The sequence below is a fragment of the Saccharothrix mutabilis subsp. mutabilis genome (assembly GCF_039521145.1).
GTDB lineage: Bacteria > Actinomycetota > Actinomycetes > Mycobacteriales > Pseudonocardiaceae > Actinosynnema > Actinosynnema mutabilis.
This window is the reverse complement of sequence record NZ_BAAABU010000012.1, coordinates 192663-210787: the sequence shown is the minus strand read 5'-3', so window position 1 is coordinate 210787 and position 18125 is coordinate 192663. Positions and strand designations below refer to the sequence as shown.

Genomic DNA, 18125 nt, shown 5'->3' with positions numbered 1-18125 from the left:
GTTGTCCAGTCAATCTCAAAGGAAACCTCTTGACGAGGTTCATAAATTTACTGGCTATTCGGCACGCTGTTGAGTTCTCAAAGAACACGCGCTCACCGTCACTCATCGCTTCTTGCGACTTGATCTGGGGCTGATGTTCGCCGCGCTCCGTTCCGGCTCTTTCGTTCCGGCCCGTTCCGCGCTGGCAGAGAGAAAGTTACACCCCGCCCAACGCGGAGACAAATCGGGGGTCCGGGGGCCGGTCTGCGCAGGTCAACCCCCGTGTACCCACCCCGAAACCGGATCATGTGTGACCGGGGCCACGCGAACGAGTTTTCAGCGGGGCGCGCACGGCAGGAAGACCGCCACCGACAGCCCGCCGCCGGGGATGGCGGACGCCTGCACGCGACCCTCGTGAGCTGCGACGGCGGCCCGCACGATGGACAGCCCCAGTCCCGTCCCGGTGCGCGCGGTCCGGTCGGCGACGCCCCGGCGGAACGGCTCGAACAGCTCGTCCACCCGGTCCGGCGCGATGACCGGGCCCGAGGAGGACACCCGCAGGGACGTCCACTCCGGCCCACCCTCGGTGCGCACCTCGATCCACCCGCCGGGCACGTTGTGCCGCACGGCGTTCTCCAGCAGGTTGCCCGCGATCCGCTCCAGCAGGGCCGGGTCGCCGACGGCCGGCGCCGGCGCGGTCACGAACGACGCCCGCACCTGGCGTTCCCCGGCCTCGCCGCGCACGGCCTTCCACGCGGACTCGACCACGGCGTTCAGGTCCACCGGCTCCCGCACGGCCAACCCCAGCCCGTCCGTGCGCGCGAGCAGCAACAGGGCGCTCACCAGTTGCTCGGCCCGCTCGGTCGCCGACCGCACCACGGACGCCATGCGCCGCAACTCCTCCTCGTCCGCGTCGGGGTCGGAGAGGGTCACGTCCAGCTCGGTCCGGATCACCGACAGGGGCGTGCGCAGCTCGTGGGACGCGTTGGCGACGAACCGGCGCTGCGAGTCGAACGCGGCCTGCAACCGGTCGAGCATCTCGTCGAACGTGTCGGCCAGCTCGGCGACCTCGTCGCGCGGGCCGGCCAGGCGCAGCCGCTCCCCCAGCGACTCGGCGGACAGCCGCCGGGCCGCGTCGGTCACGTCGTGCACGGGCTGGAGGACGCGGCCGGCGATGGTCCACGCGAGCAGCGCGGCGGCGGCCACCACGCACAGGAAGGCGATCGTCCCCGACCGCAGCACGTCGTCGCGCGCCTGTTGGCCCAGCGCGTCGGCGAGCACCCCGGAGTCCACCTCGACGCCGTCCACGACGACCGTGCTGCCCTCCGGGAACCGGGGCGAGGACGCGACCACGCGGCCGACCAGCATCCAGCCCAGGAGCAGGAGCAGTCCGCTGACGAACGCGACGAGCCCGGTGGCGAGCAGGGTGAGCCGGGCGCGCAGACCCGGCCCGCGGCGGCGCAGCGCCGGCGTCACTCAGGCAGGCCGGCGGTGGGCACGCGGTACCCGGAGCCGACGACCGTGTCGATGATGCCCGGCTCGCCGAGCTTCTTGCGCAGCGTCATGACCGTGACCCGGACGGTCGTGGTGAACGGGTCGGCGTTCTCGTCCCACACGCGTTCGAGCAGTTCCTCGCTGCTGACCACGGACCCCTTGGCGGCCAGCAACACCTCCAGCACGCCGAACTCCTTGCGGGTCAGCTCGACGGGCTGCCCGGCGCGCCGCACGGTGCGCCGGGCCGGGTCCAGCTCGACGTCGCGGGCGGTGAGCAGCGGCGGGGTGGCGGGGGTGGCGCGCCGGGCCAGGGCGCGCACCCGTGCGACCAGTTCGGGGAACGCGAAGGGCTTGGCCAGGTAGTCGTCCGCGCCGAGGGACAGGCCGGCGACGCGGTCGTCGATGCCGGCGCTGGCGGTGAGCATCATGACGCGGGTCAGCGCGCCGGAGCCGAGGATCTCCTTGCACAGCTCGTCGCCGGACATGCCGGGCAGGTCGCGGTCCAGCACGACGACGTCGTAGCGGGTGACGGTGACCTTCTCGTGGCCGGTCTCGCCGTCGTAGGCGACGTCCACGGCCATGCCTTCGCGCCGCAGGCCGCGCGCGATCGCGTCGGCCAGCGGCACCTCGTCCTCGACTACCAGGATGCGCACCTCACAAAGGTGCCACACATCCCTGAGAGCGTGCTTAGGACGGCCGTCCCCCCAACCTGCTCAGGAGGACGGCTGTTCCACCACGACGGTCTGGGCGGACTGCAACGCGCGCAGCCGCAGGAGGGCCGGGTGGTCCTCGGCGAGGCGGGCGGCGTTGAGCAGCGACCGCATCGCGGCCGTCTCGCCGCGGGCGCGTTCCAGGGCGGCCTTGGCCTCCGCGCGCGCCACGATCTCGGCCAGCGCCGCCTTGCGCAGTTCGGCCGGCATCACGACGTCCCGCACGGCGACCGACGCGACCGCGACACCCAGCTGGGCCGCGCGGGCCTGGACCGCGGCGAGGACCTCCGCGGCGATGGTGTCGCGGTCCGGGTCCACCTGGTCGTGGGCGCGGCCCAGCACGGCGGAGCGCAGGGCGAGCTGGAAGACCAGGTGCAGTTCGTGCTCGGGGTTGGGCGCGGTCACGACGAACGCCGTGGCGTCGGTGACCGACCACGTGATCACCAGGGTCACGCGGACCAGGACGCCGTCTGCGGTCGGGATGTCCTGCCAGGCGGGGGTGTGGGAGCGGGGCCGGACGTCGACGCGCTGCACGAGGTCGCGGCGGGGGGTGCGGTGCTCGCCGGGTCCCAGTTCGCCCACCACGGAGCCCTTGCTGAAGTGCACGCCGCGTTCCCACGGCATGAGCGTGTGCTTCACGTCCCCTCCTCCCCAAGACGCTTGCGAACGCGGACCGCGACCCCGGCCGTGGGGTGCCGGGCGGGGGCCCGAAGCCCGCAGAGCCCTGCACCCGGTGCTCGACCGGGGTCGCGGCGAGGTAAGGGAGTCGAACCCCTGATTCGCGTTTACAGCGCGGCTACCAGTGCGCCCGGTTTGCGATCGCGGAACCCGGAGCGGCAGTGCCGTCCGGGCCACTGGCCGGGCGGGGGAAGGGTAACCGGCCTACTTCTCCACCGTCGCGTCGATTTCCTCGGGCTGCGCGGCCGTCGTCGGCTTGTCGCGCCGCGTTTCCCGCCGATCAGTTCTTCCGATCGGTGGGAAACGCGGCGCGACGAGCCGACTACAGGGCGGCCGCGCCGCGCGACGGAGTCGCGCCATCCAACACAGGGACGACCCACTCGGTGATGCGACGAGCCACGTCCTGCGCGGTCAGGCCCAGCTCGGCCAGCACCTCGGCGCGCTCGCCGTGCTGGTGGAACTCCTGCGGGATGCCCAGGTCGCGCAACGGGGTGTCCACGCCGGCGTCGCGCAGCGCGGCGGCCAGCGCCCAGCCGAAGCCGCCGTGCCGGCCGCCGTCCTCGACGGTCACCACGAGCCGGTGCCGGGCGGCCAGCGCCACCAGGTCCGGGGACACGGGGAACACCCAGCGCGGGTCCACCACGGTCACGCCGATGCCCTGGTCGGCCAGGCGCTGCGCGGCGGACACGCCCAGCCCGCCGAACGCGCCCACGGTCACCAGCAGCACGTCGTCGCCGGAGCGGCTGAGCACGTCGACCGTGCCGACGCGCTCCAGCGCCGGCAGGTCCTCGCCCACCGAGGCCTTCGGGTAGCGCACGACCGACGGCGCGTCGGAGATCGCGACCGCCTCCCGCAGCTCCTCGCGCAGCGTCGCCGCGTCGCGCGGGGCGGCCACGTGGATGCCGGGGACCAGGCCGCAGATCGACAGGTCCCACATGCCGTGGTGGGACGCGCCGTCGGGGCCGGTGATGCCGGAGCGGTCGAGCACGACGGTGACGCCCTGCTTGTGCATGGCGACGTCCATCAGCAGCTGGTCGAACGCCCGGTTGAGGAACGTGGCGTACACCGCGACCACCGGGTGCAGGCCGCCCATGGCCAGGCCCGCCGCCGAGGTCATGGCGTGCTGCTCGGCGATGCCGACGTCGAAGCACCGGTCGGGGTACAGGCCCGCGAACTTGTCCAGGCCCGTCGGGCCGCGCATGGCGGCGGTGATGGCGACCAGGTCGGAGCGCTCGCCGCCCAGGGCGGCCAGCTCGTCGGCGAACACGTGGGTCCACGTGCGCTTGGACGGGCCGACGTTCTCGCCGGTGATGGGGTCGATGACGCCGGTGGCGTGCATCTGGTCGGCCTCGTGGTTCTCCGCCGGGGCGAAGCCCATGCCCTTGCGGGTCACGGTGTGGACGATGACCGGGCCGCCGAAGGACTTGGCGCGGCGCAGCGCGGACTCCAGGGCCGGGAGGTCGTGCCCGTCGACCGGCCCGATGTACTTCATGCCCAAGTCCTCGAACATGGCCTGCGGGCTCAGCGCGTCCTTGATGCCGCGCTTGGCCGCGTGCAGGGCCGCGTAGAGGGGCTTGCCGACGATCGGGGCGCTCTGGAGGGCGTTCTTGCCGCGTTCCAGGGCCCGCTCGTAGCCGGGCTGCAGGCGCAGCGACGCCAGGTGGTCGGCCAGGCCGCCGATGGTGGGCGAGTAGGACCGGCCGTTGTCGTTGACCACGATCACCACGGGCCGGTCGGTGCCGGCGGCGATGTTGTTCAGCGCCTCCCAGCACATACCGCCGGTCAGCGCGCCGTCGCCGACGACCGCGACGACGTGGCCGCCGCGCCCGGTGAGCTGGAACGCCTTGGCCAGGCCGTCGGCGTAGGACAGGGCCGTGGAGGCGTGGCTGTTCTCCTCCACGTCGTGCTCGCTCTCGGCGCGCGAGGGGTAGCCGGACAGGCCGCCCTTCTGGCGCAGCGAGTCGAACCCGGCGGCGCGGCCGGTGAGGATCTTGTGCACGTAGCTCTGGTGGCCGGTGTCGAACACCACGGGGTCGCGCGGCGAGTCGAACACGCGGTGCACGGCCATGGTCAGCTCGACCACGCCGAGGTTGGGCCCCAGGTGGCCGCCGGTCCGGGAGACCTTCTCGACCAGGAACCGCCGGATCTCCTCGGCGAGCCGCGCCAGCTCGTCGTGCTCCAGCCGTTTCAGATCCGCCGGTCCGTGCACGGATTCCAGCAAGCCCACCGCTCCACCTCGCCTGTGGTTTCTCTCCCCGATCGTCCGGTCAGTCTACGGACCACCGGCTGAGACGCCGCTCAGCGAACGGGCTCCAGCAGCGCCACGCATTCGACGTGGTGCGTCATCGGGAACGCGTCGAACGCCCTGAGCTGGGTCAACTCGTAGCCCAGGTGTGAAAAGGACGCGATGTCGCGGGCGAGGGCCGCGGGGTCGCACGCGACGTAGACCACACGGGCGGGCCGGCTGCGGGCGATCGCGGTCACCACGCTGCGGCCGGCGCCCTTGCGCGGCGGGTCGAGCACGACCACGTCGGGCGGCAGGTCGGTGAAGTCGGGGGTCTCCAGGACCTGCTCGGTGCGGCCCGGGTACCAGGCGACCTGCGGCAGGTCGGACAGGTTGACCCGGCCGTCCTCGACCGCGCCGGTCGAGGACTCGACCACGGCCACCGAGCCGCTCTCGCCGACCTGCTCGGCCAGCACGGACGCGAACAGCCCGACCCCGCCGTAGAGGTCCCAGGCCCGGTCGCCGGGCTGGCAGTCGGCCCAGTCGCGGACCACGGCGGCCAGGGTGTCGGCGGCGGCCGGGTGGACCTGCCAGAAGCCGTCGGCGCGCAGGTTCCAGGCGCGGTGGGCGGCCAGTTCGGTGGCGGTGCCGCTGCCCGCGCGGCGCTTGGCCGGGCCGGGGACGGGCCGGCCGCGCCGCACGACCGGCGGGCCGACCTCGGTCAGGTGCACCTGCCCGCCCGCGTCGCGGGTCACGACCAGCTCGGACCCCGGCGGCCAGGTGCGGCCGACGACCGGGTCCAGGGCGCCGGGGACGGCGATGACGCAGTGGTCCACGGGGACGACGTCGTGGCTGCGGTGGGCGCGGAAGCCGGGCCGGCCGTCGGGGGCGACCGCCATCCGCATCCGGGTGCGCCAGTCGGTGGGGCCGCCGGGCAGGTCCTCGACGATGACCTCCCAGTCGAGCTTGGCCAGCCGGTGCAGCTGCTCGCTGACCACGGCGGCCTTCAGCTCGCGCTGCGCCTCCCACGACGCGTGCTGCCAGTCGCAGCCGCCGCAGAGCCCGGGTCCGGAGAACGGACACGGCGGTTCTACACGATCGGGTGAAGCTTGGAGGACTTCGACGGCGTCGCCCCGGCAGAACGACCCGCCGGTGTCCTCGGTGATCCGCACGCGCACGCGCTCGCCCGGCAGGGCGTGCCGCACGAACACCACGCGGCCCTCGTGCCGGGCGACGCAGTGCCCGCCGTGGGCGACCGCGCCCACCTCGACCTCGATGAGCCGCTGCTTCCAGGTGGCCGTCACTTCTCGTTACCGCCGCGTTTGTCCAAGCCGCGCCGGATGGCTCCGGGCGCGATCACGTCCTTGTCGGTCACCTTGGACGACGACGCGAGCTGCCACGGCACGCTCGTCACCATCACCCCGGGTTGGAACAACAGTCTGCCCTTCAACCGCAGCGCGCTCTGGTTGTGGAGGAACTGCTCCCACCAGTGACCGACCACGTACTCCGGGATGAACACGGTCACCACGTCGCGCGGGTTGTCGGTGCGGACGCGCTTGACGTAGTCCAGCACCGGCTTGGTGATCTCCCGGTAGGGCGACTCGATGACCTTGAGCGGGACCTTGAAGTTCTCCTTGTCCCAGTCCGCGACCAGCCGGCGGGTGTCGGCGTCGTCCACGTTCACGGTGACCGCTTCGAGCACGTCGGGGCGGGTGGCCTTGGCGTAGGCGAGGGCGCGCAGGGTGGGCATGTGCAGCTTGCTGACCAGCACCATCGCGTGGTTGCGGGCGGGGAGCAGCTTCTGCCGCTCCTGCTGGCGCAGCTCCTCGGCGACCCGGTCGTAGTGGCGGCGGATCGCGGTCATCAGCGCGTAGATGGCGGCCATCGCGGCGATGGCGATCCAGGCGCCCTTGGTGAACTTCGTGATGAGCACGACGATGAGCACCGAACCGGTCATGAACAGGCCGAACGCGTTGATGGCCTGCGAGCGGCGCATGCGGTTGCGGGCCACCGGGTCGGTCTCGGTCGACAGGAGCCGGTTCCAGTGCCGGATCATGCCGGTCTGGCTCATCGTGAACGACACGAACACGCCCACGATGTAGAGCTGGATGAGCTTGGTGACCTCGGCGTCGAACGCGATGACCAGGATGACCGCGGCGGCGGCGAGGAAGACGATGCCGTTGCTGAACGCCAGCCGGTCGCCGCGGGTGTGCAGCTGGCGGGGCAGGTAGCGGTCCTGGGCGAGGATCGAGCCGAGCACCGGGAAGCCGTTGAACGCGGTGTTCGCGGCCAGGACCAGGATCAGCGCGGTGACCAGGGTGATGAAGAAGAACCCGGCCGGGAAGCCCTCGAAGACCGCGTGGGCGATCTGGGCGACCATCGTCTTCTGCTCGTAGCCCTCGGGCGCGCCCACGAGCTGGTGGCCGGGGTCCTCGGCCATCTTCACGCCGGTCAGCTGGGCCAGGACGACCAGGCCCATCAGCATCGTGACGGCGATCAGGCCCATCATCAGCAGCGTGGTCGCCGCGTTGCGCGATTTCGGTTTGCGGAACGCCGGGACGCCGTTGGAGATGGCCTCGACGCCGGTCAGCGCCGCGCAGCCGGAGGAGAAGGCGCGCAAGACCAGGAACACGAACGCCAGGCCGAGCAGGTGGTCGTCCTCGGCGCGCAGCTCGAACCCGGCGCTCTCGGCGCGCATCTCGTCGCCCATGACCACGCCCCGGACCAGGCCGTAGCCGATCATCACCAGGATGCCGACCATGAACGCGTAGGTCGGGATGGCGAACGCCGCGCCCGACTCGCGGATGCCGCGCAGGTTGACTGCGGTGAGCAGGACGATCGCGGCGACGGCGAACTCCACCTTGTGGGTGGCGACGAACGGCACGGCCGAGCCGATGTTCGCCGCGGCGGAGGAGATCGAGACCGCGACGGTGAGGATGTAGTCGACCAGCAGGGCGCTGGCCACGGTGAGGCCGGCCCGCTGGCCGAGGTTGACCGTGGCGACCTCGTAGTCGCCGCCGCCGGACGGGTAGGCGTGGACGTTCTGGCGGTAGCTCGCGACCACCGTCAGCATGACGATGACGACGACGATCCCGACCCACGGGGCGAACGTGTAGGCGCTCAGCCCCGCGACCGACAGGACGAGGAAGATCTCCTCGGGCGCGTAGGCCACGGAGGACATGGCGTCCGAGGCGAACACCGGCAGCGCGATCCGCTTCGGCAGGAGCGTGTGGGCGAGACGGTCGCTCCGGAAGGGCCTGCCGACCAGGAGGCGCTTGGCCGCGGTTGCGAGCTTGGACACGGGTGCACAGCGTAAGGGGTCCTCCTCCCCTGGTCGGAGTAATCGTCGGTAGGTTCTTCCCAGGCGTCGTTCAGGAGGCTTTCGTGCACGTGGTGATCATGGGGTGCGGCCGGGTGGGATCCTCCCTGGCCAAGGCCCTGGAACGCCTGGACCACCAGGTCGCGGTGATCGACAAGGACCCCCAGTCCTTCCGGCGGCTGGGCGCGGACTTCCACGGCCAGCAGGTCGTCGGCAACGGGTTCGACCAGAAGGTGCTCATCGAGGCGGGCATCGAGCGGGCGGGCGCGTTCGCGGCGGTGTCCAGCGGCGACAACTCGAACATCATCTCGGCCCGGGTGGCGCGGGAGACGTTCGGCGTGGACGCCGTGGTCGCCCGCATCTACGACGAGAAGCGCGCGGCGGTGTACGAGCGCCTGGGCATCCCGACCGTGGCGACGGTGCCGTGGACGACGGACCGGTTCCTGCGGATGCTGCTGCCCGAGGGCGCGGCGACGGCGTGGCGCGACCCGTCCGGCGCGGTGGCCGTGCTGCCGCTGGAGCTGGACGAGGGCTGGGTGGGCCACTCGGTGCGCTCGTTCCAGGAGGCGACCGGGTGCCGGGTGGCGTTCATCATGCGCTTCGGGACGGGTGTCCTGCCGGAGTCCAAGACGGTGCTTCAGGCCGACGACGTCGTCTACGTGGCCGCGCTGTCCGGCACGGTGACCGATGTGGCCGCCGCGGCGGCCCACGCCCCTGAGGAGGCCTGACGTGCGGATCGCGATCGCTGGGGCGGGTGCCGTCGGCCGGTCCATCGCGGCGGAGCTGGTGGCCGACGGCCACCAGGTGATGCTGATCGAACGGGACCGGAACCACTTCGAGCCGCACACCGTGGAGCAGGCGGAGTGGGTGCAGGCGGACGCCTGCGAGCTGTCGTCGCTGGAAGACGCCGGGATGCAGTTGTGCGACGTGGTCATCGCGGCGACCGGTGACGACAAGGTCAACCTGGTGGTGTCGCTGCTGGCCAAGACGGAGTTCGCGGTGCGCCGGGTGGTGGCGCGGGTCAACGACCCGAGCAACGAGTGGCTGTTCACCGAGTCGTGGGGCGTGGACGTGGCGGTCTCGACGCCGCGGATCCTGTCGGCGCTGGTCGAGGAGGCGGTGACGGTCGGCGACGTGGTGCGGCTGCTGACCCTGCGGCAGGGCCAGGCGAACCTGGTGGAAATCACCCTGCCGGAGGACACCCCGTTGGCCGGGTCGCCGGTGAACTCCCTGGCTCTGCCGCGGGACGCGGCGTTGGTCACGATCCTGCGGGGCGGGCGGGTGATCGTGCCGACGCCGGACGACACGTTGGAGGGTGGGGACGAGCTGCTGTTCGTCGCGGCGGCCGACGTGGAACGCGAGATCCGCTCCTCACTCGGGTACTAGACGACCACGGGTGCCCTACGGCGCCCTTCAAGCGCCGAAGGCGCTTCCTTTGGGCTAATTAGCCCAGGGGAGGGGCCTCGTGTCCCCCACCGTATGACCTGCCCGAAGGGCTACCACACTTTTCGGGGGTCGGGCCAAAAAGTTTTTGCGAGGCACGAGCAAAGAGTTTTTCGACCGACCCCCGAAAAGTGTGGTCGGCTCCGCCAGGTCATGCGGTGGGGGACACGACGCCCTTCCCCCCACTGGAGGCCTCCCCAGCCGCTTCTGATCTTGAGAGCGCGCCAGCGCGTCCTTCAACGCGCGCAGCGCTCCCAAGCGCGGAGCGCGTCCGAGGTCAAGAGAGCGGAGCGCGTCCTGTTCAGACCCGCGAAGCGTGGATTCGAGCAGCGAAGCGTCAAGTTCAAAGAGTAAAAGAGCCTCGCCGGCGGGCGAGCCACCGAAGATGGACACAACTGCCAAAGCGGGGGCTTCTTGCTTGTGCCATCTCCGCATGACCCGGCAAAGCCGACCACATTTTCCCGCGGTTGGTCGAAAAACTTTTGCTCGTTCCTCGCAAAACTTTTTGGCCCAACCCCGGGAAAATGTGGTAGCCCTTCGGGCGGGCCATACGGAGATGACACAAGCAAGAAGCCCGGCTTGGGTTGTGTCCCCTCCGGTGGACTGCCCGCTTGGCGGCTTCGCCGCAGGCGGCGCTGGGGGTCCTGTGGGTGGAAACATGGGTGTGGGTGTGCTGGTGGCGGCTTAGCATGCCGGCATGGTGTCCACTGACCGGTTGCTTGCCTTTGCGGCGATGTCGTTCCTGCTGATCATCATCCCCGGGCCCAGTGTGCTGTTCGTCGTCGGACGGGCGTTGGCGCAGGGGAAGCGGGCTGCGCTCATGACGGTTTTCGGGAACACCCTCGGGGCGTATGCGCTGGTCGTCGCGGTGGCGCTGGGGGTGGGCGCGGTCGTTGAGCGGTCGGTGGTGGTGTTTGCCGGGCTCAAGCTTGTCGGGGCCGCTTACCTCGTCTACCTCGGGGTCAAGGCGTTCCGGGAGCGTGGCGCGATGGTCGCCTCGTTCGACGGGGGTGGCGTCGTGAGGGGCGCTTGGCGGACGCTCTGGGAAGGGTTCGCGGTCGGGGTGGCCAATCCCAAGACGATCGTGTTCTTCGCCGCCGTGCTGCCGCAGTTCGTGGACCGGGCTCAGGGGCACGTCGTGGTGCAGATGCTGCTTCTGGGGCTGGTGTTCAACGTGATCGCCGTGGTGTCCGACAGCGTGTGGGGACTGGCCGCGGCGACCGCGCGGGGGTGGTTCGCGCGGTCGCCCAGGCGGCTTTCGCTGGTCGGGGGCACGGGTGGGCTGGCCATGATCGGGCTCGGCGTCACCGTGGCCGTCACCGGGCGCAAGGACTAGCTAGTCGTACTGGGAACGGAGTCGCTCCTCGGCGGCTCTGTTCTCCTCTTCCTCCTCGGCCTGGGCGGCCTTGAGGCGCTTGTCCGAGCGGCGGACGGCCCAGACGGTCGCCACCAGGGCCACGGCCATCAGCGGGTAGCCCATGGCCAGCTTCGCGGCGGCAAGCCAGCCCACCGAGGCCTCGTCGTAGAGCCAGCGCTGGACGACGAACCGCGAGCCGAACACCAGCGCCCAGACGAGGGTGGCGATGTCGTAGTCGCGGACCGACGCCTTGTCCTTGCGCCACGCCGTGCCCTGGCCGTTGAGGAAGCTCCAGATGACACCGGCCAGGGGCCAGCGGACCACGATCGAGGCCACGAAGACGCCCGCGTAGACCAGGCTCTGCCAGATGCCGAACAGGAAGAAGCCCTTGGCGTCACCGGTCCGGTAGGCGATGAAGGCGGCGATGCCGACGCCGAACACCGCGGACACGGCCGGCTGGACGCTGCCCTTGCGCATGGCGAGCACGATGCCGATGACCACGGCCGACCCCAGCGCGCTCCAGATCGCGGGCATGAGCCCCGCGAACGCGTTCACCAGGACGAAGACCACCACCGGCAACGACGAGAACAGCAAGCCGCTGACCCCGCCCATCTGCTCCAGGAGGGTCGGCTGCTTCTCTGATTCGGTTGAGGTCATGAAGCGGTCTGCAACTCGTAGTAGGGGTTGTAGAGCACCTTGCGCCCGTCACGGACGGCGATGCGCCCGCGGGCCTTGATGGTCCGGCCCGGCTCGATGCCGGCGATCCGCCGCCGGCCCAGCCAGACGAGGGTCACGCCCTCGGTGCCGTCGTACAGCTCGGCCTCCAGCGTCGCGGCGGCGTCCCGGGGGCACAGCTCGACGGTGCGCAGCCGGCCGAGCACGGTCACCTCCTGGCCGGACTTGCAGTCGCACGCCCGGACGGCGCCGATCTCCACGGCTTTTCGCGAGAGGTCGTCGGCGTCCAGCTCGCTCACGTCGGTGGTCAGCCGACGCACGAGGCGGCGCCAGTAGCCGCCCCCAGTTCCAGTCATCCCCGACTCCTGGGTGCTCCTCCGGTGGACCTCGACTATGAGGCCCGTACGAGGCCAGGGTAACCGGGTCCACCCGACCGGGTATCCGACTGGGGGAGGATGTTCGCGCCATGACTTCCACCACCGCCGTCCTCCTGCCCGGCACGGCCTCCGACGAGGTGTTCGTGCGCTCCGTGTTCGCCCGGCCGCTGGCCGCCGCGGGCCTCGCGCTCGTCGCGCCCCAGTCGCGGTCGGTGCAGGAGCACTTCGCCGCGCTGGACGCCGCGTACGACGGGGAACCGCTGGTCGTCGGGGGTGTGTCACTGGGTGCGCACATCGCGGCGGTGTGGGCGGTGCGCAACCCGTCGCGGTGTGCGGGGGTGCTGGCGGCGCTGCCCGCGTGGACCGGGCGGCCGGACGGCGCGCCGGCGGCGTTGGCGGCTTCGGCCAGCGCGGCGGTGGTGGCGGCGGAAGGCGTGCACGCGGCGGTCGCCGGGGTGGACGGGTGGGTCGGCGACGAGTTGCGGCGGGCGTGGCCGCGGTACGGGGCGGCGTTGCCCGCGGTGCTGCGGGAAGCGGCGGTGTCCGAGGCGCCCACCGTGGCGGAGTTGCGGGGGCTGGCCGTGCCGGTCGGGGTGGCCGCGTGCACCGACGACCCGGTCCACCCGTTCGAGGTAGCCCGGAAGTGGGTATCGGCGTTGCCGCGGGCCGCCCTGCGGACGACCACGCTGGCCGAGGTCGGCGCGGACCGGGAAGCCCTGGGCCGCGCCGCCCTCGACGCCCTGCGGAACGCCTAGCCCTGCTGCTGCGCCGCGATGTGCCGGGCGATGGCCTCCGGCAGCTCGATCGGCAGCGGGGTGCGCACCGGCATCGGCTGCTCGCCGCGCACCACCACGGTGTGCTTGACCAGCTCGTACAGCGCGTACCCGGCCTGCTCGGCCTGCTGCTCGGACGGGGCCGCCGCCACGCCGCGCAGCATCCAGCGCGGACCGTCGACGCCGACGAAGCGCAGGTACACCTCGTTGTTGCGGGCGGTGATCTCCTCGCCCCACTGGCCGTTCTCGCGGTTGATGCGGAACCCGTCGCCCTTGAGCTGGGCGATCAGCTCCGCGCCGACCTCCGGCCACAGCCGGTCCGTCTTCGGCGCGGCGAACGCGCTGATGGTGAGCTGGCCGACCGGGGTCAGCAGGTGCACCGCGCGCACCGCGCCCGCCTGGTCCATCTCCACCTGGAGCTGCGCGCCCTCCGGGACGGGCAACAGGACCGAGCCGAGGTCCAGCCGGTTCAGGCCGTCGTCGGGGGCGTGCTCGGAGTCGTACGGGCCGACCTCCGGGATGTCGAGGTCGACCTCCACCTCGGGCGCCGTCCCCCGGTTCGCGGAGTGCCTACCGCGCTTGCGGCGCTTTCCGAACATCTCGCCCTCACCCCTCCGTCCGGGCGAGCACCTCGTGCCCGCCTGTAGAGCCGTAGCCGCCCGCGCCCCGCGCCGAGTCGGGCAGCTGTTCGACCTCGCGGAACACGGCGTGCTCCACCTTCTGCACCACCAGCTGGGCGATCCGGTCGCCGCGCGTGAGCACCACCGGCTCGCGCAGGTCGTGGTTGACCAGGCAGACCTTGATCTCGCCCCGGTAGCCCGCGTCGATCGTGCCCGGTGTGTTGACCACGCTGAGCCCGACCCGGGCGGCCAGTCCGCTGCGCGGGTGCACGAACCCCGCGTACCCCTCGGGCAGCGCGATCGCGACGCCGGTGCCGACCACGGCCCGCTCCCCCGGTTCGATCACCACGTCGGTGGTCGTCACGAGGTCGGCGCCCGCGTCGCCTGGTCTGGCGTACGACGGGAGCGGCACGGAGGGATCGAGCCGGGACAGCAGGACCTCGACGCTGGGCACGGCGCGCGAGACTACCCTGGTGGTGTGAGCGAGAGTGCTGTGACCGTCCCGATCACCTTCCGGGAGCGGTTGACCGTGCCCTGGTGGGGTTGGCCGCTGCCGCTGGCCGCGGCGGTGCTGTTGGCCGCCGAGATCCACATGGGCTTCCCCGGCGTGCGGTCGTGGCTGCCGTACGTGGTGACCGTGCCGCTGGCGTTGCTGCTGCTGTGGCGGATGGGCTCGCTCAAGGTCGAGGTGTCCGGCGGCGAGTTGCGGGTCGGCGAGGCGCACGTGCCGGTGGCGCTGCTCGGCGCGGTCGAGGTGTTCGACGCGAAGACCAAGCGCAAGGCGATGGGGCCGCACCTGGACCCGGCGGCGTTCGTCGCGCACCGCGGGTGGGTGGGTCCGGTGGTGAAGGTGGTCCTGGAGGACCCGGCCGACCCGACGCCGTACTGGCTGTTCAGCGTCAAGTCGCCGGAGAAGCTGGTGGCCGCGCTGGACGCGGCGAAGTCCGCCTGAAAGAGTGCCCGATGAGACGCGAGTTCCGCTCGCGTCCATCTCCGGGAACGCGTCTGGGCGCCACCCCGGCGGTTGGGGTGAGCGCCCAGGAACGGGTCGTGGTGCTCGAACCGGTCGGCTGTCCGCGCTGGTCACGCCAGTCGCGGCAGGGTTCCCGGGCTCAGGCGCAGTCGCGGCAGATGTACTGTCCGCCGACTTCCTCGGCGAGGCGGCTGCGGTGGTGCACCAGGAAGCACTTCGAGCAGGTGAACTCGTCGGCCTGCTTGGGCAGCACCTTGAAGGTCAGCTCCTCACCGGACAGGTCGGCGCCCGGCAGCTCGAAGTTCTCGGCGGACGCGTCCTCGTCGATGTCGACGACCCCGGACTGCGTCTCGTTGCGCCGCGCCTTCAACTCCTCCAGGGAGTCCTCAGCGAGTTCGTCAGCCTCGCTGCGACGCGGTGCGTCGTAGTCGGTCGCCATTGTCTTTTCACCCCTGCGGTCTACGGAGACTGTTCGTGTCGCTGGTTAACGCACCAGCGCCCCTGTTTGTGCCCTCCGTCCCCAGTGACGGAGGTCTCGCCCGCGCGGCCGGGCGCCAACCCCCTGTACGTCGACGCATCAGGCTGTCCGGGAGCGCGCGGAGCGCCGAGAGGGTAGCTCATTGATCGGGTGGGCGTGCAGCGGGTTCCCCCTAATTGAGCAGACGGGTGAGAGGCCCTCGGCTGCCAGGCCGGATAGGCTGGCAGCGGGTCTTGCCCACCCGTGCCGGCCGTGTTGCGATGCCTCCGAGCACCGCTGACCGTCCGCTACCGGGTGATTGCGGGGCGCTACGCGGGAGCCCGGGACGCGGATCGCGGCGGGGCGGAATAGCCTGATCACCAACAGCTCTACGCCAGGGGAGGTCGGCGGACGTGGGACCCGGGTCGGGGAGCAGCGGGTCGTCGCGGTACCGGAGGCGGCGGCCGTGGCCCGCCATCGTGCTGTTCCTGGTGCTGGCGGTCACCGCCGTGGTGGTGTGGAACCGCGTGCTGGCCGACGCGGGCGACGTGGACGCGGCCATCAAGTGCAACTCGCCGGGCAGCGCGCCCTCGTCGTCGGTGGCCGCTCCGGTCCCCGGCGGGGCGCCCGCGCCCGAGCCGCCGCAGCCCGCGCCCGCGCTGGGCACGGTCCTGTCCCACGACGCCCTGGACCGCACCGACCCGGTGCCGGTCAGCGACGTGAAGTTCCGCGTGGTCAACGCGAGCACCCAGCGCAACCAGGCGCGGTTCGTGGCCACCACGCTGACCGAGCTGGGCCTGCAACAGGCCGCCGAACCCGGCAACGACCCGGTGTACCCGGCGCAGGACATGACGTGCCGCGGCCAGATCCGCTTCGGCGCGCCGGGCGCGGGGGCGGCGCGGACGCTGAGCCTGATCGCGCCGTGCCTGGAGCTGGTGCGCGACGAGCGCCAGGACGCGACGGTGGACGTGGCGATCGGCAAGAAGTTCGGCGAGGTCAAGCCCAACCAGGACGCGCGCCGGGTGCTCGACCAGCTGACGACGTGGGCCGAGCAGTACCCGGACCGGCAGGGCGGGCAGGTGGCCGAGATCCCGCCGCCGTCGGTCAACCCGGACCACCTCAAGGGCGCACGCGACGTCCACTGCTGAGCCCGGCCGCGGGGCTCGGCCAAGTGGCGCGGGCGGTTCTCGACGCTTCGGGTGCTCGGCTGCGCGCCGGCACGGCCGAGCCGGGGGTGACCGCCTCACCCGCGCGGGGCCGTTCCTCCCCCGCGCGGGCGATTTCGGCAGGTCCGTCGGGTGTGCAACGACCTCCGCGGGGATCGTTGACCGGTCCTCGCCGGTCAGACCTTGCTGAAGCCGTGCTCGACCAGCGCCGCGAAGAGCGCGTCGGCGATGCCCGGCGCGGCGGCGAACGTGGCGTCCGCGCCCAACTCCGGAGTTTCACCCGGTAGGTACACGACCGCACCCGCCTCCCGGGCCACCAGCGCGCCACCGGCCCAGTCCCACCGGCCCAGGGTGTGCTCGGCGTAGGCGTCCAACCGACCCGCCGCCACCGCGCACAGGTCCAGCGACGCCGCCCCGGCCCGCCGGATGTCCCGCACGACCGTCGCCATCGACGCCCACGTCTCCGCCTGCCGCTTGCGCCGGTCCGCCCGGTAGGCGAACCCGTACCCGAGCAGCGTCAGGTCCAGCCGCGTCTGGTCGGACACGGCCAGCCGCCGCCCGTCCAGCCACGCCCCGCCGCCCTGCCACGCCGTCCACACCCGCCCGCTGGCAGGCTCCACCACGGCCGCCGCCACGGACACCCCGTCCACCTGGGCCGCGATGGACACCGAGTAGTGGGGGATGCCGTACAGGTAGTTCACCGTGCCGTCGATCGGGTCCACGACCCAGGTCAGCCCGTCGACCTCGTCGCCGCCCTCCTCCTCGCCCACCACCGGCTCGCCGGGCCGCAGCTCCGCCAGCCGCCGCCGCACGAGCTGCTCGGAGGCCCGGTCGGCGGCCGTGACCACGTCGGTGATGGTGCTCTTGGTGTCGAAATCGGACACGGCGGCGGCCCGCATCGACTGCACGAGGTCGCTCGCCTCGCGCCCGACCAGCACCGCGACGTCGACCAATGCGCCTGGATCCAACGGCAAGGTGTTCCTCCTGCGTCACTCTCACGGGACTATCGGGGGAGTCCAGGCTAAGGTCTGCGGCCACGGTTACTGAATCGAGTAGGAAGGGCCACGGGGATGGGCATGACCCGCGGGTTCGGCGTGGACATCGGCGGTTCGGGCATCAAGGGCGGCCTGGTGGACCTGGAGGCCGGCGCGCTGGACGGTGAGCGCCTGCGCATCGTGACGCCGCAGCCGTCGACGCCCGACGCGGTCGCGGACGTGGTCGCCGAGATCGTCGAGAAGTTCGAGTGGACCGGTCCTCTCGGCGTGACCCTCCCCTGCGTGGTCAAGCGGGGTGTCGCGCACACCGCCGCGAACGTCGACAAGGCGTGGATCGGCACCGACGCGGCCGAGCTGTTCGCCCGGCGCCTCGGGAAGCCGAAGGAGGACGTCGTCGTGCTCAACGACGCCGACGCCGCCGGCATCGCCGAGATGCGCTTCGGGTCCGGGCGGGGCAAGGACGGCCTGGTCGTCCTGCTGACGTTCGGCACGGGCATCGGCAGCGCCCTGTTCGTCGACGGCGAGCTGATCCCCAACACCGAGTTCGGCCACCTGGAGGTCGACGGGCACGACGCGGAGAAGCGCGCCGCCGCCTCGGTGAAGGAGGACAAGGGGCTGAGCTGGGCGGAGTGGGCGCCGCGGGTGTCGCGGTACCTCAACGTGCTGGAGGACCTCATCTGGCCCGACCTGGTGATCGCGGGCGGCGGGGTCAGCAAGAAGGCGGAGAAGTGGCTGCCGCTGCTGGAGGTCCGCACCGAGGTCGTCGCGGCGGCGCTGAAGAACGACGCGGGCATCGTCGGCGCGGCCGTGGCCGCCACGCACGGTCTCCGACACTGAACCATTCGCGTTCGTTCTAGCTGCGGAAACGCGGGTCGATGCGCATCT

Annotated in this window: 19 protein-coding genes and 1 tRNA gene; 7 read left to right on the top strand and 13 right to left on the bottom strand. The window is 71.8% G+C overall.

Going from position 1 to position 18125, the window contains the following annotated elements; genetic code table 11:
- Window positions 1-315 precede the first annotated feature (315 nt).
- From ABD126_RS24830 to ABD126_RS24800, 7 genes are all read right to left on the bottom strand, one after another.
- Complete coding sequence (locus ABD126_RS24830) at window positions 316-1455, bottom strand: sensor histidine kinase (RefSeq protein WP_343936300.1); 1140 nt, start codon at window positions 1453-1455, stop codon at window positions 316-318.
- A complete protein-coding gene (locus tag ABD126_RS24825) occupies window positions 1452-2126 on the bottom strand; it encodes a response regulator transcription factor (protein WP_343936299.1) in 675 nt (224 codons plus the stop codon). Before ABD126_RS24825 ends, ABD126_RS24830 begins: the two co-directional genes overlap by 4 nt.
- 60 nt (window positions 2127-2186) lie before the next feature.
- Window positions 2187-2822, bottom strand: coding sequence for a slipin family protein (locus tag ABD126_RS24820; RefSeq protein ID WP_343936298.1), 636 nt, complete (start codon window positions 2820-2822; stop codon window positions 2187-2189).
- A gap of 111 nt (window positions 2823-2933) precedes the next feature.
- Window positions 2934-2992: transfer RNA gene (locus tag ABD126_RS24815), tRNA-Ser, on the bottom strand.
- Window positions 2993-3183: 191 nt separating this feature from the next.
- On the bottom strand, window positions 3184-5088 hold the full coding sequence (gene dxs / locus ABD126_RS24810) for a 1-deoxy-D-xylulose-5-phosphate synthase (RefSeq protein WP_343936297.1): 1905 nt from the start codon (window positions 5086-5088) through the stop codon (window positions 3184-3186).
- 71 nt (window positions 5089-5159) lie between these two features.
- On the bottom strand, window positions 5160-6389 hold the full coding sequence (locus tag ABD126_RS24805) for a class I SAM-dependent RNA methyltransferase (RefSeq protein ID WP_343936296.1): 1230 nt from the start codon (window positions 6387-6389) through the stop codon (window positions 5160-5162).
- A complete protein-coding gene (locus tag ABD126_RS24800; protein ID WP_343936295.1) occupies window positions 6386-8386 on the bottom strand; it encodes an APC family permease in 2001 nt (666 codons plus the stop codon). Before ABD126_RS24800 ends, ABD126_RS24805 begins: the two co-directional genes overlap by 4 nt.
- A gap of 83 nt (window positions 8387-8469) precedes the next feature.
- On the opposite strand from ABD126_RS24800, the gene ABD126_RS24795 reads away from it, so the two are divergent.
- From ABD126_RS24795 to ABD126_RS24785, 3 genes are all read left to right on the top strand, one after another.
- Window positions 8470-9132, top strand: a complete 663-nt coding sequence (locus ABD126_RS24795) for a potassium channel family protein (RefSeq protein ID WP_343936294.1) — start codon at window positions 8470-8472, stop codon at window positions 9130-9132.
- 1 nt (window position 9133) lies between these two features.
- The gene (locus tag ABD126_RS24790; RefSeq protein WP_343936293.1) at window positions 9134-9790 is read left to right on the top strand and encodes a potassium channel family protein; all 657 of its coding nucleotides are present in this window, start codon (window positions 9134-9136) and stop codon (window positions 9788-9790) included.
- 754 nt (window positions 9791-10544) lie between these two features.
- Window positions 10545-11183 carry a LysE family translocator gene (locus ABD126_RS24785; RefSeq protein ID WP_343936292.1) on the top strand — a complete coding sequence of 213 codons (639 nt, stop codon included), beginning with the start codon at window positions 10545-10547 and terminating at the stop codon, window positions 11181-11183.
- Here ABD126_RS24785 and ABD126_RS24780 read toward each other — a convergent pair whose 3' ends face one another.
- Window positions 11184-11861 carry a DUF3159 domain-containing protein gene (locus tag ABD126_RS24780; protein WP_343936290.1) on the bottom strand — a complete coding sequence of 226 codons (678 nt, stop codon included), beginning with the start codon at window positions 11859-11861 and terminating at the stop codon, window positions 11184-11186.
- Window positions 11858-12235 carry an OB-fold nucleic acid binding domain-containing protein gene (locus ABD126_RS24775; RefSeq protein WP_337728907.1) on the bottom strand — a complete coding sequence of 126 codons (378 nt, stop codon included), beginning with the start codon at window positions 12233-12235 and terminating at the stop codon, window positions 11858-11860. The genes ABD126_RS24780 and ABD126_RS24775 overlap by 4 nt, the downstream gene beginning before the upstream one ends.
- Window positions 12236-12345: 110 nt before the next feature.
- Here ABD126_RS24775 and ABD126_RS24770 point away from each other — a divergent pair, with 110 nt between their 5' ends.
- Window positions 12346-13011: an alpha/beta fold hydrolase gene (locus ABD126_RS24770; protein ID WP_343936289.1), complete on the top strand. Its 666-nt coding sequence runs from the start codon at window positions 12346-12348 to the stop codon at window positions 13009-13011.
- On the opposite strand, the gene ABD126_RS24765 is transcribed toward ABD126_RS24770, so the two are convergent.
- Together ABD126_RS24765 and dut are read right to left on the bottom strand one after the other, a co-directional pair.
- On the bottom strand, window positions 13008-13628 hold the full coding sequence (locus ABD126_RS24765) for a DUF3710 domain-containing protein (RefSeq protein WP_343936288.1): 621 nt from the start codon (window positions 13626-13628) through the stop codon (window positions 13008-13010). The genes ABD126_RS24770 and ABD126_RS24765 overlap by 4 nt on opposite strands.
- Before the next feature lie 7 nt (window positions 13629-13635).
- Window positions 13636-14103: a dUTP diphosphatase gene (dut, locus tag ABD126_RS24760; RefSeq protein ID WP_343936287.1), complete on the bottom strand. Its 468-nt coding sequence runs from the start codon at window positions 14101-14103 to the stop codon at window positions 13636-13638.
- A gap of 24 nt (window positions 14104-14127) precedes the next feature.
- On the opposite strand from dut, the gene ABD126_RS24755 reads away from it, so the two are divergent.
- Window positions 14128-14601, top strand: coding sequence for a DUF3093 domain-containing protein (locus ABD126_RS24755; RefSeq protein ID WP_343936286.1), 474 nt, complete (start codon window positions 14128-14130; stop codon window positions 14599-14601).
- Window positions 14602-14761: 160 nt separating this feature from the next.
- Here the strand turns inward: ABD126_RS24755 and ABD126_RS24750 are convergent, their stop codons facing one another.
- Window positions 14762-15061 (bottom strand): DUF4193 domain-containing protein, encoded by a 300-nt coding sequence (locus tag ABD126_RS24750; RefSeq protein ID WP_343936285.1) that lies wholly within the window; start codon window positions 15059-15061, stop codon window positions 14762-14764.
- A gap of 431 nt (window positions 15062-15492) precedes the next feature.
- Between ABD126_RS24750 and cei the strand changes: the two genes are divergently transcribed.
- Window positions 15493-16227 (top strand): envelope integrity protein Cei, encoded by a 735-nt coding sequence (cei, locus tag ABD126_RS24745; RefSeq protein WP_343936284.1) that lies wholly within the window; start codon window positions 15493-15495, stop codon window positions 16225-16227.
- Window positions 16228-16421: 194 nt separating this feature from the next.
- On the opposite strand, the gene ABD126_RS24740 is transcribed toward cei, so the two are convergent.
- Window positions 16422-17219, bottom strand: coding sequence for an inositol monophosphatase family protein (locus ABD126_RS24740; protein WP_343936283.1), 798 nt, complete (start codon window positions 17217-17219; stop codon window positions 16422-16424).
- A gap of 96 nt (window positions 17220-17315) precedes the next feature.
- Here ABD126_RS24740 and ppgK point away from each other — a divergent pair, with 96 nt between their 5' ends.
- Window positions 17316-18077, top strand: coding sequence for a polyphosphate--glucose phosphotransferase (gene ppgK / locus ABD126_RS24735; RefSeq protein WP_343936282.1), 762 nt, complete (start codon window positions 17316-17318; stop codon window positions 18075-18077).
- Window positions 18078-18125 lie beyond the last annotated feature (48 nt).